This is a genomic window from Pseudomonas gregormendelii, from assembly GCF_017114825.1.
GTDB classification, from domain to species: Bacteria; Pseudomonadota; Gammaproteobacteria; order Pseudomonadales; family Pseudomonadaceae; genus Aquipseudomonas; species Aquipseudomonas gregormendelii.
Map to the genome: position 1 here is coordinate 193881 of NZ_JADEVO010000002.1, position 16092 is coordinate 209972.

Genomic DNA, 16092 nt, shown 5'->3' on the forward strand with positions numbered 1-16092 from the left:
ACAGTCAGAAAAAGGGCTGTGGATAACGTATCCCCAGCCCTTTTTTTACTTGCCGATACAAAAACTCGAAAATATCCGCCCCAGTAAATCATCGGAGCTGAACGCACCGGTGATTTCTCCCAGGGAATGCTGCGCCTGTCGCAGATCCTCGGCCAGCAACTCCCCGGCACCTGCCAGTGTCAGTTGCGCTCGGCCGTGCTCGAGGGATGCGCTGGCATGGCGCAACGCCTCAAGGTGGCGTCGACGGGCACTGAAGCTACTTTCAGAGGTTTGCTCGTAGCCCATGCACGCCTTGAGGTGATCTCGCAGCAGTTCCAGGCCGGTGCCGGCGGACTTGGCACTCAGGTTGATAGTGACATGGCCATCCTCGCTGACTTCCAGTGCAATGGCTTCGCCTGTCAGGTCAGCCTTGTTGCGGATCAATGTGACCTTGGCCGGGTCCGGGCGCACTTCGAGGAATTCGGGCCATAAGGCAAACGGATCAAGCGCTTCCGGTGCGGTGGCATCGACTACCAGCAGCACCCGATCCGCTTCGCTAATGGCCTTCAAGGCCCTTTCCACCCCAATCTTTTCCACATGATCATCGGTATCCCGCAGACCGGCCGTATCGACTACATGCAGCGGCATGCCATCGATGTGGATATGTTCGCGAAGAATGTCCCGGGTAGTACCGGCAATCTCGGTGACGATCGCAGCCTCGCGACCCGCCAGGGCATTTAGCAGGCTGGATTTACCAGCATTCGGTCGACCGGCGATGACTACGGTCATACCGTCGCGCAGCAAGGCACCCTGCCCGGCTTCACGCAGTACTGTGGATAACTCGTCTCGCACTTTGTCGAGCATGCTCAGGACATGGCCATCGGCGAGGAAGTCGATTTCCTCCTCCGGGAAGTCGATGGCCGCTTCAACGTAGATCCGCAGGCCAATCAACTGCTCGGTAAGGTTATGCACCCGCTGGGAAAAAGCTCCCTGCAGAGAACGCAGCGCATTTCGCGCGGCCTGTGCGGAACTGGCTTCGATCAGGTCAGCGATAGCTTCGGCCTGGGCCAGATCGAGTTTGTCGTTGAGAAATGCCCGTTCGCTGAACTCGCCCGGGCGAGCCAGACGACACCCCAGTTCCAGGCAGCGCTTGAGCAACATGTCCAGGACGACCGGGCCGCCGTGGCCCTGAAGTTCCAGTACATCCTCGCCGGTGAACGAATTCGGGCCCGGGAAATACAGGGCCAGCCCCTGGTCCAGCACCTCTTCGTTGCCGTCGAGGAAAGGTCCGTAGTGGGCATATCGGGGTTTCAGTTCGCGGCCGCTGAAGGCTTTGGCAGCAACACTGGCCAGTGGCCCCGAAATGCGCACGATGCCCACGCCACCGCGACCTTGTGCAGTTGCGACAGCGGCGATGGTTTCACGAGGAACGCTCATAAACCGATATCCAGACAAAAATGACAGATAGCAAAACGCCCCACTAGGGGGCGTTCTGAGTGGTTATCCACAGTGTAAATCAGGCAGCTGCTTTAGTAGCCGCTTCGACTTTACGCGTGATGTACCACTGTTGGGCGATGGACAGGCAGTTGTTGACTACCCAATACAGCACCAGACCAGCCGGGAACCACAGGAAGAAGAAGGTGAAGATGATTGGCATCAGCTTCATCACCTTGGCCTGCATCGGATCCGGTGGAGTCGGGTTCAACTGCTGCTGGATGAACATGGTTGCGCCCATGATGATCGGCAGAATGAAGAACGGATCCTTGATGGACAGGTCAGTAATCCACAGCATGAACGGCGCCTGGCGCATTTCCACGCTTTCCAGCAGAACCCAGTACAGGGAAAGGAAAACCGGCATCTGCACGAGGATTGGCAAGCAACCACCCAGCGGATTGATCTTCTCTTTCTTGTACAGCTCCATCATGGCTTGCGACATTTTCTGTCGGTCGTCGCCATGTTGCTCTTTCAGCGCGGCCAGTTTCGGTGCCACTGCACGCATACGTGCCATGGATTTGTAGCTGGCAGCCGACAGTGGGAAGAAGATCCCCTTGATCAGCATGGTCAGGAAGATAATCGACCAACCCCAGTTACCGACCAACGCGTGGATGTGTTGCAACAGCCAGAAAATCGGCTGGGCAATGAACCACAGAATGCCGTAGTCGACGGTCAGTTCCAGGCCTGGGGACAACTCTTTCAGCACAGCCTGGCTTTTCGGACCCGCGTAGAGAACCGCACTGGTTTCAGCTTTGGCACCTGGCGCAACAGTAATTGCCGGACCGGTGAAGCCGATGATGTAGTTGCCTTTGCTGTCTTTACGGGTCTGGACGACGTTGTTTTCGCCCTTCGCCGGAATCCATGCTGTTACGAAGTAATGCTGCAACCAGGCAACCCAACCACCGCTGACGGTTTCCTTCAGCTGGGCCTTGTCCATGTCTTTCATGGACACTTTCTTGTACGGCTCGTTACTTGTCCACAGGGCAGCGCCCAGATAAGTGGCAGTACCGGTGGCCGTAGTCGAGGATGGGTCGCCGCTGGCGTCACGCTTGAGTTGGGCGAACATCGCGCCAGACCAAGGTTGAGCGCTCTCGTTGTCGATCAGGTACGAAACGGTTACGTCATACAGGCCACGTTTCACGGTGAAACGCTTGATGTAATTGACGCCGTCCTTGCTGAACTTCAGGTCCACGACCATTTGGTCCTGGCCATCAGCCAGCTGGTAAACCTTCTTCTCCGAGGAGTAAATCGGGCGACCGGCCGGGCTCGCGTCCGGACCATTGGTGCCGATCAAACCGCTTTGAGCCAGATAAGTGCGCTCATTGCCGTTGTCGAACAACTGGAACGGAATTTCCGGATGGTCCTGGCGACGTGGATACAGCGGCAGTGTCAGTTGGGCAACGTCACCACCCTGTGGATCGACTGCCAGGTCGAGCACATCCGTTTTGATGCGGATGAGGTCTTTGCTTGCCGCTACCGGAGTTTCAGCAGGAGCAGTTGCACTGGTATCGCTTGGGGCGCGCGGAATGTCGTCACTGACAGAAGCATTATTGCCAATCGCCGTATCCGGTAGGCCCGGTGCGGTAGTACTGGAAGCAACATTCTGAGTCGGCAGGGCAGTTTGACCGTAGTCCTGGTTCCATTTAAGGACCATAACGTAGGCCACGATTGCCAGGGCGACGATCAGGATCGTGCGTTTGATATCCATGATTACTCGGCCATCGAAGAAGAACGGGAGGTAGGGATAGATGGAACCGGGTCATAACCACCGGGATTCCACGGATGACAGCGACCTAAACGACGAAAGGTCAGCCAGCCACCGCGCAGAAGGCCATGATTTTCTATGGCTTCATACGCGTAGCAGGAACAACTGGGGTAGAAGCGACAGTGACTGGCCATCAGAGGACTAATGGCATAGCGATAAAACTGGATCGGAACGAGTGCCAGTTTACGCATCGGGACTGTCTACCCCTACAGTTTCGGTTTTGACTGCTGGTACCGGCGTGCTGCGTGCCAGACGCTTCCAGAGTTTGCCGAAATGCTGAATCAATTCGGGGTTTTCTACGTCACCCAAACCTTTGCGCGCGACGATAACAATGTCCCAACCGACCAGTGATTCCTGGTGCAGACGGAACGATTCGCGCATCAGACGTTTGAGGCGATTGCGCTCGACGGAGAGCTTTACACTCTTTTTCCCGATAACCAGCCCGAGACGGGGGTGATCGAGATCGTTATTGCGCGCAAGGAGCAGGAGATTTTTCCCCGGAACCTTGCCGGTAGGGGAGTCAAAGACTGCCTTGAAATGCCGGGGGGTAAGCAAACGCTTCTCCCGACTGAAGTCCTGACTCACCTCCAGTGCCGGATTATCAAACTGCCAGACGCGCACGACCTTTGGCGCGACGACGCGACAGGACGGCGCGACCGTTTTTGGTAGCCATGCGAGCACGGAAACCGTGGGTACGAGCGCGTTTGATAGTGCTTGGTTGGAAAGTACGTTTCATTGTCGTGTTACCTGGTTCGTCCACAACGGGCCGGAATGGCCCCCGTTTTAAGAGACCGGGGATTCTAGAGAAAGCAAGCCTCTAGGTCAATTTCCAACCAGCGTTTCCTTATAAATAGATCTGCTGGCGATTCCTGGTGCCTGACCAACCTGTAGATATAGAAATAAAGAAGGAAAGTATTTAAAGCTTTTTTGTAAAGCTTATAAAAGCTAAGCAGGCACTTTGCTGTGGATAACTACCTTGGGGCCAGGTAATACGCGGTGTACAGAGAATGACAACTACCGTGGTAAACGGTGGTCAGCCTGTGCTGCGCTGTCGGATAAGCTGTGGGTGAAAGGCATGTTTATCCACAGGGAGGTTATCCACCGAGTTTCCCCCCTACTTGTGCAATGACCTTAACCCCGGTTATCCACAGAGCTTATGCACAGACCATTGGTCGCCTTTTTTCCCTATAAAGCGTTGATTCTTCTTGGTGGATGAACAACCTTCGTGTGGATAAGTCGGCGCCTGATCGTTACAATGGCCGCTTGTTTTTGCCTCACCGGCTTTCAACTTAGGGGATATCCGTGTCAGTGGAACTTTGGCAGCAGTGCGTGGAGCTTTTGCGCGATGAGCTGCCTGCCCAACAATTCAACACTTGGATCCGTCCACTACAGGTCGAAGCCGAAGGCGACGAGCTGCGTGTCTACGCGCCGAATCGTTTTGTTCTCGACTGGGTCAACGAAAAGTATCTGAGTCGTGTTCTTGAGCTGCTGGATGAGCATGGCAATGGCTCGATGCCGGCGCTGTCCTTATTAATAGGCAGCAAACGCAGTTCGGCGCCGCGGGCGGCACCCAATGCTCCGCTGGCCGCCGCCGCGTCCCAGGCTCAGGCCGCACAGGCTCCGGTCAGTTCACCAGCGCCTGCGCCCGCTGCCCCGCAGCAGAGCAAACGCTCGACGCAAAAAATTGCCGATGTCAGCGAAGAACCGTCCCGGGACAGTTTCGACCCGATGGCCGGTGCCAGTTCGCAACAGGCCCCGATTCGCGCTGAACAGCGCACGGTGCAGGTCGAAGGTGCGCTCAAGCACACCAGCTACCTGAACCGCACTTTTACCTTCGAGAACTTCGTCGAGGGCAAGTCCAACCAACTCGCCCGCGCTGCGGCCTGGCAGGTTGCGGACAACCCCAAGCATGGCTACAACCCGCTCTTCCTTTATGGCGGCGTCGGCTTGGGTAAGACCCACTTGATGCACGCTGTGGGTAACCACCTGTTAAAGAAGAATCCGAATGCGAAGGTTGTATACCTGCATTCCGAGCGTTTCGTGGCCGACATGGTCAAGGCGTTGCAGCTGAATGCAATCAACGAATTCAAGCGCTTCTACCGTTCAGTGGATGCGCTGTTGATCGATGACATTCAATTCTTCGCCCGCAAGGAACGTTCTCAGGAAGAGTTTTTCCACACCTTCAACGCTTTGCTCGAAGGTGGCCAGCAGGTCATTCTCACCAGTGACCGCTATCCGAAAGAAATCGAAGGCCTTGAAGAACGCCTGAAATCCCGTTTCGGCTGGGGCCTGACGGTTGCAGTCGAACCGCCGGAACTGGAAACCCGTGTCGCGATCCTGATGAAGAAGGCCGACCAGGCCAAGGTTGATCTGCCGCACGACGCCGCGTTCTTCATTGCCCAGCGCATTCGCTCCAACGTGCGAGAACTGGAAGGCGCGCTTAAACGCGTGATCGCCCACTCGCACTTCATGGGTCGCGATATCACCATCGAGTTGATCCGCGAATCCCTGAAGGATCTGTTGGCGCTACAAGACAAACTGGTCTCTGTGGATAACATTCAGCGCACGGTCGCCGAGTACTACAAGATCAAGATCTCCGACCTGCTGTCCAAGCGTCGTTCTCGCTCGGTGGCACGTCCGCGTCAGGTGGCCATGGCGTTGTCCAAGGAGCTGACCAACCACAGCCTGCCGGAAATCGGCGATGTGTTTGGCGGCCGTGACCATACGACGGTTTTGCACGCCTGCCGCAAGATCAACGAACTTAAGGAATCCGACGCGGACATCCGCGAGGACTACAAGAACCTGCTGCGTACACTGACCACTTGATGACACCAGCGCAGCTTATTAAGGCAAGGGACTAGACCATGCATTTCACCATTCAACGCGAAGCCCTGTTGAAACCCCTGCAACTGGTCGCAGGCGTCGTCGAACGCCGACAGACCTTGCCGGTGCTTTCCAACGTGCTGCTGGTTGTCGAAGGCCAGCAACTGTCGCTGACCGGTACCGACCTGGAAGTCGAGCTGGTCGGTCGTGTACAGCTCGAAGAGCCGGCAGACCCGGGTTCCATCACTGTGCCTGCGCGCAAGTTGATGGACATCTGCAAGAGCCTGCCGAATGACGCGCTGATCGATATCAAGGTCGACGAGCAAAAGCTCGTGGTGAAAGCCGGTCGTAGCCGCTTTACCCTCTCGACGCTGCCAGCCAATGATTTCCCGACTGTTGAGGAAGGACCAGGTTCGCTGACGTGCAGCCTGGAGCAAAGCAAGTTGCGTCGTCTGATCGAGCGCACCAGCTTCGCCATGGCCCAGCAAGATGTGCGCTATTACCTCAATGGCATGCTTCTGGAAGTGTCGGCCGGAATCATCCGCGCCGTGGCCACCGACGGCCACCGCCTGGCGATGTGCTCGATGCAGGCGGATATCGGTCAACCGGATCGTCACCAGGTGATCGTGCCACGCAAGGGCATCCTTGAACTGGCGCGTCTGCTCACTGAGCCGGATGGCATCGTCAGCATCGTGTTGGGCCAGCACCATATTCGTGCTACCACAGGTGAGTTCACCTTCACCTCCAAACTGGTAGACGGCAAATTCCCCGACTACGAGCGTGTCCTGCCGAAAGGTGGTGACAAGCTGGTTCTCGGCGATCGTCAGGCACTGCGTGAAGCCTTCAGCCGCACCGCGATTCTGTCCAACGAAAAGTATCGTGGCATCCGCCTGCAACTGGCCAATGGTCAGCTGAAGATCCAGGCCAACAACCCTGAGCAGGAAGAGGCAGAGGAAGAAGTGGGCGTTGAGTACAACGGCGGCTCCCTGGAAATCGGCTTCAACGTCAGCTATTTGCTCGACGTGCTGGGCGTGATGACCACTGAGCAGGTTCGCCTCATTCTGTCCGACTCCAACAGCAGCGCGCTGGTGCAGGAGTCCGACAACGACGACTCGGCCTACGTTGTTATGCCGATGCGTCTGTAATCATGCTCAGCAGAAGCTAGATGTCATTAAGTCGCGTCTCGGTCACCGCGGTGCGCAATCTGCACCCGGTGACCCTCTCCCCCTCCCCTCGAATCAATATTCTTTACGGCGCCAACGGCAGCGGTAAGACCAGCGTATTGGAAGCCATCCATCTGCTGGGCCTGGCCCGTTCGTTTCGCAGCACCCGGCTGCTCCCCGTTATTCAGTACGAGGAGCTGGCGTGCACCGTGTTCGGTCAAGTCGAGCTAGCCGACGGCGGCCATAGCGCCCTGGGGGTCTCGCGCGACCGCCAGGGTGAGTTCCAGATCCGCATAGATGGGCAAAACGCTCGTAGCGCAGCCCAGCTGGCCGAGATCCTGCCTTTGCAGCTGATCAACCCAGACAGCTTCCGCCTGCTCGAAGGCGCGCCGAAAATTCGTCGGCAGTTTCTCGACTGGGGTGTGTTCCACGTGGAACCACGATTCATGTCCACCTGGCAACGGTTGCAGAAGGCCCTGCGCCAGAGAAACTCTTGGCTGCGGCATGGTACACTTGACGCCGTTTCGCAAGCGGTTTGGGACAGGGAACTGTGCCAGGCCAGCGCGGAAATCGATGAATACCGTCGCGCCTATATCAAAGCCTTGAAACCAGTCTTTGAACAAACCCTGAGCGAGTTGGTTGAGCTTGAAGGTTTGACGCTCAGCTATTACAGAGGCTGGGACAAAGACCGCGAACTGAGTGCAGTGCTCGCCGGTTCCGTGCAACGGGATCAGCAAATGGGCCATACCCAGGCCGGACCACAACGCGCTGATTTGCGTCTCAGATTGGGCGCACATAACGCTGCGGAAATCTTGTCCCGCGGTCAGCAGAAGCTGGTGGTTTGTGCATTACGCATTGCCCAGGGGCACTTGGTCAGCCAAGCCCGTCGCGGCCAGTGTATTTATCTGGTGGATGACCTGCCGTCCGAATTGGATGAGCATCACCGCCGCGCGCTTTGCCGCTTGTTGGAAGACTTACGCTGCCAGGTATTTATCACCTGTGTAGATCATGAATTATTGAGGGAAGGCTGGCAGACGGAAACGCCAGTCGCTTTGTTCCACGTGGAACAGGGCCGTATCACCCAGACCCACGACCATCGGGAGTGAAGGCATTGAGCGAAGAAAATACGTACGACTCAACGAGCATTAAAGTGCTGAAAGGCCTGGATGCCGTACGCAAACGTCCCGGTATGTACATTGGTGACACCGACGATGGCAGCGGTCTGCACCACATGGTGTTCGAGGTGGTCGATAACTCGATCGACGAAGCTCTCGCCGGCCACTGCGACGACATCAGCATTATTATCCACCCGGATGAATCCATCACCGTTCGCGATAACGGCCGTGGCATCCCGGTTGACGTGCACAAGGAAGAAGGCGTTTCTGCAGCCGAGGTCATCATGACCGTGCTGCACGCCGGCGGTAAGTTCGACGATAACTCCTACAAGGTATCCGGCGGTCTGCACGGTGTCGGTGTATCGGTTGTGAACGCCCTGTCCGAAGAGCTTATCCTCACAGTACGACGCAGTGGCAAGATCTGGGAACAGACCTATATCCATGGCGTTCCGAAAGAGCCGATGAAAATCGTCGGCGAGAGTGAAACTACTGGCACCCAGATCCACTTCAAGCCTTCCGACCTGACCTTCAAGAATATCCACTTCAGCTGGGATATCCTGGCCAAGCGAATTCGTGAACTGTCGTTCCTGAACTCCGGTGTTGGCATCGTCCTCAAGGATGAGCGTAGCGGCAAGGAAGAGCTGTTCAAATATGAAGGCGGCCTGCGCGCGTTCGTTGAATACCTGAACACCAACAAGACTCCGGTCAACCAGGTGTTCCACTTCAACATCCAGCGTGAAGATGGCATTGGCGTGGAAATCGCCCTGCAGTGGAATGACAGCTTCAACGAGAACCTGTTGTGCTTCACCAACAACATTCCACAGCGCGACGGCGGTACTCACCTGGTGGGTTTCCGTTCGGCGTTGACGCGTAACCTGAACACTTACATCGAAGCCGAGGGCTTGGCGAAGAAGCACAAAGTTGCCACTACAGGTGACGATGCGCGCGAAGGCCTGACCGCGATCATTTCGGTGAAAGTCCCGGATCCGAAGTTCAGCTCCCAGACCAAGGACAAGCTGGTTTCTTCCGAAGTGAAGACCGCTGTCGAACAGGAAATGGGCAAGTACTTCTCCGACTTCCTGCTGGAAAACCCGAACGAAGCCAAGCTGGTCGTCGGCAAGATGATCGACGCCGCTCGTGCCCGTGAAGCAGCACGTAAAGCCCGTGAGATGACCCGTCGCAAGGGCGCGCTGGATATCGCCGGCCTGCCCGGCAAACTGGCTGACTGCCAGGAAAAAGACCCTGCCCTCTCCGAACTGTATCTCGTGGAAGGTGACTCTGCTGGCGGCTCCGCCAAGCAGGGACGTAATCGTCGTACCCAGGCCATCCTGCCGTTGAAGGGCAAGATTCTCAACGTTGAGAAAGCCCGCTTCGACAAGATGATCTCTTCGCAGGAAGTAGGCACCTTGATCACGGCGCTCGGCTGCGGCATCGGTCGTGACGAGTACAACATTGAGAAACTGCGTTATCACAACATCATCATCATGACCGATGCTGACGTCGACGGTTCGCACATCCGTACCCTGCTGCTGACCTTCTTCTTCCGTCAGTTGCCCGAGCTGATCGAGCGTGGCTACATCTACATCGCCCAGCCGCCGCTGTACAAGGTCAAGAAAGGCAAGCAAGAGCAGTACATCAAAGACGATGACGCCATGGAAGAATACATGACGCAATCGGCCCTGGAAGATGCCAGCCTGCACTTGAATGAAGAGGCACCGGGTATCTCTGGTGAAGCCCTTGAGCGCCTGGTGAATGATTTCCGCCTGGTGATGAAGACCCTCAAGCGTCTGTCGCGCCTGTACCCTCAGGAGCTGACCGAGCACTTCATCTACCTGCCTGCAGTCAGCATGGAGCAACTGTCCGATCATGCAGCCATGCAGGAGTGGTTGGCCAAGTTCGAAGTTCGCCTGCGTACCGTCGAGAAGTCGGGTCTGGTCTATAAGGCCAGCCTGCGTGAAGACCGTGAACGTAACGTTTGGCTGCCTGAGGTCGAGCTGATCTCCCACGGCTTGTCGAACTACGTGACGTTCAACCGCGACTTCTTCGGCAGCAACGATTACAAGACCGTTGTCTCCCTGGGCGCCCAGTTGAGCACCCTGCTGGACGAAGGCGCGTATATCCAGCGTGGCGAACGCAAGAAGGCCGTCACCGAGTTCAAGGAAGCGCTTGAATGGTTGATGGCCGAAAGCACCAAGCGGCACACCATTCAGCGATACAAAGGTCTGGGCGAGATGAACCCGGATCAGCTGTGGGAGACCACCATGGACCCTGCGCAGCGCCGTATGCTGAAGGTGACCATCGAAGACGCCATTGGCGCGGACCAGATCTTCAACACCCTGATGGGTGATGCGGTCGAGCCTCGCCGTGACTTCATCGAGAGCAACGCCTTGGCGGTTTCGAATCTGGACTTCTGATCCAGTGTAGGTAACCCAGCCAAACAAAAAGGCCAACGCAAGCGTTGGCCTTTTTGTTTCGCAAGGGGCTCTGAAGCGACGAATTTCGCTCATAAAAAACCGGCTATATCAGCCGGTTTTTTTACATCCAAAAAAACTTATGCACGTTTTTACGAATATTCAGCCGTTAAGAAATATACATATAAATCAGTAAGTTATGATCGTATTCAGGACGTTTTCCGGGAAACGGTACACAGCTTATCCACAGAATCTCAGACAACCAGTTGATCGCTTGCCGCCGGTGCCTGGGGTGCGGGTGGCAACGAACCCATTTCCCGCTGCATCTGCTCGTTCCAGGCCTGGACCCGGTCGTTCAATTCAGCAATGGCCCGAGGCCCGGTTCCTGCTGCATACATCGGCTCGCCGATGATCACAGTGATGACGCCCTGCTTCTTGGCCCAGCCGGATTTCGGCCAGAATCTACCGGCATTGTGCGCAATAGGCAGTACCGGCAGCGCAGCATTTACAGCCAATGCGGTGCCACCTCGGGAAAACTTGCCGATGGTGCCGTAGGGCACACGAGTGCCTTCAGGGAAAATCAGCACCCAGACGCCGTCCTTGAGCAATTCATGGCCTTTCTTGGCCACATGCTTGAGGGCGGCTTTCGGGTTGTCACGATCGATCGCAATAGGCCGCAGCATGGCCATCGCCCAGCCGAAAAACGGCACAAACAGCAGCGAGCGTTTGAGCACCTGGCTCAAGGGTTCGAAATACGCCGAGAGAAAAAATGTTTCCCAGGTGCTCTGGTGGTTCGACTGAATCACGCAAGGCTGGTCAGGTACGTTCTGCGCGCCTTTGACTTCATAACTGATGCCCAGGAACACTTTACTCAGCCACAGCGCGCAGCGGCACCAGTACACGTTGATGAAACGATAGCGCGCCTTGAACGGCAGAAAAGGCGCGATAAAAAAGCTCAGGCTGCACCAGAGCAGAGAGCTGGTGCCCAGCAACAGATAAAAAAGAAAGGTTCTGATGGCCTGCAGTATCGACATGGCGACGTTTACCGTGCGGGCTGTGCCCGTCTATACAAAGCGCACTCCCGATCAATCCTGGTTCAGGAATATCGAAAACGCTCTAGTTGTGGATAAGTTCTGCGGCAATCGCCGCCAGATCGTCAAAAATCAAGGTGCCCACCGGCAGAGTCTTGCCCAGCGTTTTTTCGCCCTTCCCGGTCTTTACCAAAACGGGCTGAGAATCGACGGCTTTGGCGGCTTCCAGGTCACCAAGACTATCGCCGACGAACCATAGATTTGTCAGCGACACGTTGTAATGAGCGGCGATGCTTTGCAACATCCCGGGTTTTGGCTTGCGGCAGTCGCAACCGTCGTCCGGCCCGTGCGGACAATAGACGATCAGCCCGACTTCACCGCCCTGCAACGCCACCAGCGAGCGCAAGCGCTCGTGCATGGCGTCCAGGGTAGCGATGTCGTAATAGCCGCGAGCAATGCCCGACTGGTTGGTGGCGACTGCTACCGTCCAGCCGGCCTTGCTCAACTGCGCAATGGCCTCGATCGAACCGGGGAGTGGAATCCACTCCTCCACCGACTTGATGTAAGCGTCGGAGTCATGGTTGATCACCCCGTCCCGATCAAGAATCAGCAGTTTCAACAGCAGTCCCTCAGCCCAGCAACGAAATATCGGCAACGCCGAGGAACAATCCACGCAGACGCGCCAGCAACGCATAACGGTTGGCGCGCACATTGGCGTCATCGGCGTTGACCATTACGGCTTCGAAGAATGCATCCACCGGCTCGCGCAAGGCGGCCAGGCGAGCCAGGGACTCGCTGTACTGACGCGCGGCAGCCATCGGCTGGACAGCCTGATCCGCCTGCTGGATCGCCGAATACAGGGAGAACTCGTTGGCATTATCGAAGTACTTGGCTTCGACGACGGTCGGGACCGAGCCTTCGACCTTGCTCAGCAGGTTCGACACGCGCTTGTTCACCGCGGCCAGTGCGGCAGCTTCCGGCAACTGGCGGAACGCCTGGACGGCTTGCACGCGCTGATCGAAGTCCAGTGCAGAACCTGGTTTCAGGGCGCGCACCGACAGGTAGGTCGCGACATCCACGCCTTCGTCTTCGTAACGGGCACGCAGACGGTCGAAGATGAATTCCAGCACCGAGTCATTCAGGCCGGCAACCTTGACCTTGGTGCCAAATGCATTCACGGCGAAGGCCACGGCGTCATTCAGGTCGAGGTCGAGCTTCTTGTCGATCAGGATGCGCAACACACCCAGTGCTGCGCGACGCAGGGCATAGGGGTCTTTGCTGCCGGTTGGCAGCATGCCGATCCCGAAGATGCCGACCAGGGTGTCGAGCTTGTCGGCGATGGCTACGGCCGCACCGGTCATCGTGGTCGGCAGTTCGGCGCCGGCACCGCGCGGCATGTACTGCTCGTTCAGCGCCAGGGCAACTTCTTCCGGCTCGCCGTCGTTGAGGGCGTAGTAGTACCCGGCCACACCTTGCATCTCCGGGAACTCACCGACCATTTCGGTCGACAGGTCGCACTTGGACAGCAGGCCTGCGCGGGCCGCCCATGCAGCGTTGCCGCCGATGCGTTGAGCGATGAACGCAGCCAGTTTGGAAACGCGCTCGGCCTTGTCGTAGACGCTGCCCAGCTTCTCCTGGAATACCACGTTCTGCAGGCGCAGGTTGAAGTCTTCGAGTTTCTGCTTCTTATCCTGCTTGAAGAAGAACTCGGCGTCGGTCAGGCGTGGACGAACCACTTTCTCGTTACCGGCGATGATCTGCTGCGGGTCTTTGCTCTCGATGTTGGCCACGGTAATGAAACGGGGCAGCAACTTGCCGTCGGCATCCAGCAGGCAGAAGTACTTCTGGTTGTCCTGCATGGTGGTGATCAGGGCTTCCTGTGGCACTTCGAGGAAGCGTTCCTCGAACGAGCACACCAGCGGCACCGGCCATTCAACCAGCGCGGTCACTTCGTCGAGCAGGGCTGGCGGCACGATCGCCGTACCTTCCTGCAGGGTCGCCAGTTCTTCGGTGCGCTTGCTGATCAGGGCGCGACGCTCATGGGCATCGGCCAGCACGTACGCTGCACGCAGGTCGGCCAGGTAATTGGCTGGCGAGGTGATGCGCACGCTTTGCGGGTGATGGAAGCGGTGACCCCGGGAATCGCGGCCGGACTTCTGGGCGAGGATGGTGCAGTCGATGACCTGGTCACCGAGCAGCATTACCAGCCACTGGGTCGGACGCACGAATTCTTCCTTGCGAGCGCCCCAGCGCATGCGCTTGGGAATCGGCAGGTCGTTCAGCGAGTCTTCGACGATGGTCGGTAGCAGGCTCGCGGTCGGTTTGCCGGCGATGCTCTGGCTGTAGCGCAGTTTCGGGCCGCTTTGATCGATTTCGCTCAGATCGACGCCGCACTTCTTGGCGAAGCCCAGGGCTGCCTGAGTCGGGTTACCTTCGGCATCGAAAGCGGCCTGGCGTGGCGGGCCATCGAGGTTGATGCTGCGATCAGGCTGCTGGGTAGCCAGCGCAGTGATCAGTACCGCCAGGCGACGGGGCGCGGCGTAGACAGTTTTGGTCTCGTAATTCAGGCCGGCAGCTTGCAGGCCCTTGTCGATACCGGCAAGAAAGGCATCCGCCAAAGCGTTCAGCGCTTTGGGTGGCAGTTCTTCGGTGCCCAGTTCAACCAGGAAATCCAGAGCACTCATTGTGCAGCCTCCAGCTTGGCCAGTACTTCGTCACGCAAATCCGGGGTCGCCATCGGGAAGCCCAGCTTGGCGCGAGCCAGCAGGTAGGCTTGCGCAACGGAACGCGCCAGGGTGCGTACACGCAGAATGTATTGCTGACGCGCAGTCACCGAGATTGCCCGGCGCGCATCCAGCAGGTTGAAAGTGTGGGACGCCTTCAACACCATTTCGTAGCTAGGCAACGGCAACGGCTGGTCGAGTTCGATCAGGCGCTTGGCTTCGCTTTCGTAGAAGTCGAACAGCTCGAACAGCTTCTCGACGTTGGCGTGTTCGAAGTTGTACGTCGACTGCTCGACTTCGTTCTGGTGGAACACGTCGCCGTAGGTGACTTTGCCCATCGGGCCGTCTGCCCAGACCAGGTCGTAGACCGAGTCCACACCTTGCAGGTACATGGCCAGGCGCTCGAGACCGTAAGTGATCTCGCCGGTCACCGGGTAGCACTCGATGCCGCCCGCCTGCTGGAAGTAAGTGAACTGCGTCACTTCCATGCCGTTGAGCCACACTTCCCAGCCCAGGCCCCAGGCTCCCAGCGTTGGCGACTCCCAGTTGTCTTCGACGAAGCGAATGTCATGGACCAGTGGGTCCAGGCCAACGTGCTTGAGGGAGCCCAGGTACAGTTCCTGGAAGTTGTCCGGGTTCGGCTTCAGCACTACCTGGAACTGGTAGTAGTGCTGCAGGCGGTTCGGGTTTTCGCCGTAGCGGCCGTCAGTCGGGCGACGACTGGGCTGCACATAAGCGGCGTTCCAGGTTTCCGGGCCAATGGCGCGCAGGAATGTGGCAGTGTGGAAAGTGCCGGCGCCTACTTCCATATCGTAGGGCTGAAGTACCACACAACCTTGCTCGGCCCAGTATTGCTGGAGGGCGAGGATCAAGTCTTGGAAGGTACGCACGGCTGGCGTAGGCTGGCTCACGAAATTCACCTGTTTCTTGGGCTGCGATTTAAAGAGCGGGAGTATACCCGATTCGGTCCTGCGCACGCCCCCTGGAGCCTTATGCCACGCTGCTTTTGGTGTTCCGAAGATCCGCTGTACATGGCTTATCACGATCAGGAGTGGGGCGCGCCGCTTCGCGATGCGCAGGGACTGTTCGAGTTGCTTTTGCTCGAAGGGTTCCAGGCCGGTCTTTCCTGGATCACCGTGTTGCGCAAACGCGAGCGTTATCGCGAAGTGCTGTTTTGCTTCGATGTGCAGCGTGTGGCGCAAATGAGCGATGCGGAAATCGATGAATTGATGCTCGATCCCGGCATTATCCGCAATCGACTGAAACTCAACGCGGCCCGGCGTAATGCCCAGGCCTGGCTGGCGCTGGAGGACCCGGTTGCGTTCCTCTGGTCGTTTGTCGGCGGAACGCCGGTGATCAATCATTTCAAGGACCGCAGCGAAGTGCCAGCCGTGACGCCCGTGGCGGTAGAAATGAGCAAGGGCCTGAAAAAAGCCGGGTTCACCTTTGTCGGGCCCACCATCTGTTACGCGCTGATGCAGGCATCGGGCATGGTCATGGACCACACCCGCGATTGCGATCGTTACGCGACCTTGGCGAACGGCGGTTAGAATGGCCGCCTCGCACACAGCACAAGATCAGGAGTGAC

14 protein-coding genes are annotated in these 16092 nt (G+C 57.5%); 5 read left to right on the forward strand and 9 right to left on the reverse strand.

The features are described from left to right. Positions 1–45 precede the first annotated feature (45 nt). From mnmE to rpmH, 5 genes are all read right to left on the reverse strand, one after another. A complete protein-coding gene (gene mnmE / locus IMW75_RS02610) occupies positions 46–1416 on the reverse strand; it encodes a tRNA uridine-5-carboxymethylaminomethyl(34) synthesis GTPase MnmE (RefSeq protein ID WP_205891789.1) in 1371 nt (456 codons plus the stop codon). Between the two features lie 79 nt (positions 1417–1495). Next, positions 1496–3181 (reverse strand): membrane protein insertase YidC, encoded by a 1686-nt coding sequence (yidC, locus tag IMW75_RS02615; protein ID WP_205891791.1) that lies wholly within the window; start codon positions 3179–3181, stop codon positions 1496–1498. A gap of 2 nt (positions 3182–3183) precedes the next feature. Beyond that, a complete protein-coding gene (yidD, locus tag IMW75_RS02620; protein WP_052966011.1) occupies positions 3184–3429 on the reverse strand; it encodes a membrane protein insertion efficiency factor YidD in 246 nt (81 codons plus the stop codon). After that, positions 3422–3823 (reverse strand): ribonuclease P protein component, encoded by a 402-nt coding sequence (rnpA, locus tag IMW75_RS02625; protein WP_045061255.1) that lies wholly within the window; start codon positions 3821–3823, stop codon positions 3422–3424. Before rnpA ends, yidD begins: the two co-directional genes overlap by 8 nt. A 16-nt stretch (positions 3824–3839) precedes the next feature. After that, positions 3840–3974, reverse strand: a complete 135-nt coding sequence (gene rpmH / locus IMW75_RS02630) for a 50S ribosomal protein L34 (RefSeq protein WP_003213577.1) — start codon at positions 3972–3974, stop codon at positions 3840–3842. Positions 3975–4540: 566 nt separating this feature from the next. On the opposite strand from rpmH, the gene dnaA reads away from it, so the two are divergent. The 4 genes from dnaA to gyrB are packed head-to-tail and all read left to right on the forward strand — an operon-like array spanning position 4541 to position 10753. Next, positions 4541–6064, forward strand: a complete 1524-nt coding sequence (gene dnaA, locus IMW75_RS02635) for a chromosomal replication initiator protein DnaA (protein ID WP_045061236.1) — start codon at positions 4541–4543, stop codon at positions 6062–6064. Between the two features lie 38 nt (positions 6065–6102). Beyond that, entirely contained in the window at positions 6103–7206 is a 1104-nt protein-coding gene (gene dnaN / locus IMW75_RS02640; RefSeq protein ID WP_007948106.1) for a DNA polymerase III subunit beta, read from the forward strand. Positions 7207–7226: 20 nt separating this feature from the next. Then, a complete protein-coding gene (gene recF / locus IMW75_RS02645; protein ID WP_205891793.1) occupies positions 7227–8330 on the forward strand; it encodes a DNA replication/repair protein RecF in 1104 nt (367 codons plus the stop codon). A gap of 5 nt (positions 8331–8335) precedes the next feature. Further along, positions 8336–10753, forward strand: coding sequence for a DNA topoisomerase (ATP-hydrolyzing) subunit B (gyrB, locus tag IMW75_RS02650; RefSeq protein ID WP_045061234.1), 2418 nt, complete (start codon positions 8336–8338; stop codon positions 10751–10753). Between the two features lie 251 nt (positions 10754–11004). Here the strand turns inward: gyrB and IMW75_RS02655 are convergent, their stop codons facing one another. From IMW75_RS02655 to glyQ, 4 genes are all read right to left on the reverse strand, one after another. Beyond that, complete coding sequence (locus IMW75_RS02655) at positions 11005–11784, reverse strand: lysophospholipid acyltransferase family protein (protein ID WP_045061233.1); 780 nt, start codon at positions 11782–11784, stop codon at positions 11005–11007. 82 nt (positions 11785–11866) lie between these two features. After that, a complete protein-coding gene (gene gmhB, locus IMW75_RS02660; RefSeq protein ID WP_177328582.1) occupies positions 11867–12406 on the reverse strand; it encodes a D-glycero-beta-D-manno-heptose 1,7-bisphosphate 7-phosphatase in 540 nt (179 codons plus the stop codon). Positions 12407–12410: 4 nt separating this feature from the next. Next, on the reverse strand, positions 12411–14465 hold the full coding sequence (gene glyS, locus IMW75_RS02665) for a glycine--tRNA ligase subunit beta (protein ID WP_205891795.1): 2055 nt from the start codon (positions 14463–14465) through the stop codon (positions 12411–12413). Next, positions 14462–15415 (reverse strand): glycine--tRNA ligase subunit alpha, encoded by a 954-nt coding sequence (gene glyQ, locus IMW75_RS02670; RefSeq protein ID WP_008155694.1) that lies wholly within the window; start codon positions 15413–15415, stop codon positions 14462–14464. The genes glyS and glyQ overlap by 4 nt, the downstream gene beginning before the upstream one ends. An 81-nt stretch (positions 15416–15496) precedes the next feature. Between glyQ and tag the strand changes: the two genes are divergently transcribed. Beyond that, positions 15497–16054: a DNA-3-methyladenine glycosylase I gene (gene tag / locus IMW75_RS02675; RefSeq protein WP_205891796.1), complete on the forward strand. Its 558-nt coding sequence runs from the start codon at positions 15497–15499 to the stop codon at positions 16052–16054. Positions 16055–16092 lie beyond the last annotated feature (38 nt).

Excerpts from the sequence above, each read along its gene's own strand:
- rpmH (WP_003213577.1), bottom strand. The coding sequence starts at position 3,974 with ATGAAACGTACTTTCCAACCAAGCACTATCAAACGCGCTCGTACCCAC.
- dnaN (WP_007948106.1), top strand. The coding sequence starts at position 6,103 with ATGCATTTCACCATTCAACGCGAAGCCCTGTTGAAACCCCTGCAACTG.
- yidD (WP_052966011.1), bottom strand. The coding sequence starts at position 3,429 with ATGCGTAAACTGGCACTCGTTCCGATCCAGTTTTATCGCTATGCCATT.
- tag (WP_205891796.1), top strand. The coding sequence starts at position 15,497 with ATGCCACGCTGCTTTTGGTGTTCCGAAGATCCGCTGTACATGGCTTAT.
- recF (WP_205891793.1), top strand. The coding sequence starts at position 7,227 with ATGTCATTAAGTCGCGTCTCGGTCACCGCGGTGCGCAATCTGCACCCG.
- IMW75_RS02655 (WP_045061233.1), bottom strand. The coding sequence starts at position 11,784 with ATGTCGATACTGCAGGCCATCAGAACCTTTCTTTTTTATCTGTTGCTG.
- yidC (WP_205891791.1), bottom strand. The coding sequence starts at position 3,181 with ATGGATATCAAACGCACGATCCTGATCGTCGCCCTGGCAATCGTGGCC.
- glyS (WP_205891795.1), bottom strand. The coding sequence starts at position 14,465 with ATGAGTGCTCTGGATTTCCTGGTTGAACTGGGCACCGAAGAACTGCCA.
- mnmE (WP_205891789.1), bottom strand. The coding sequence starts at position 1,416 with ATGAGCGTTCCTCGTGAAACCATCGCCGCTGTCGCAACTGCACAAGGT.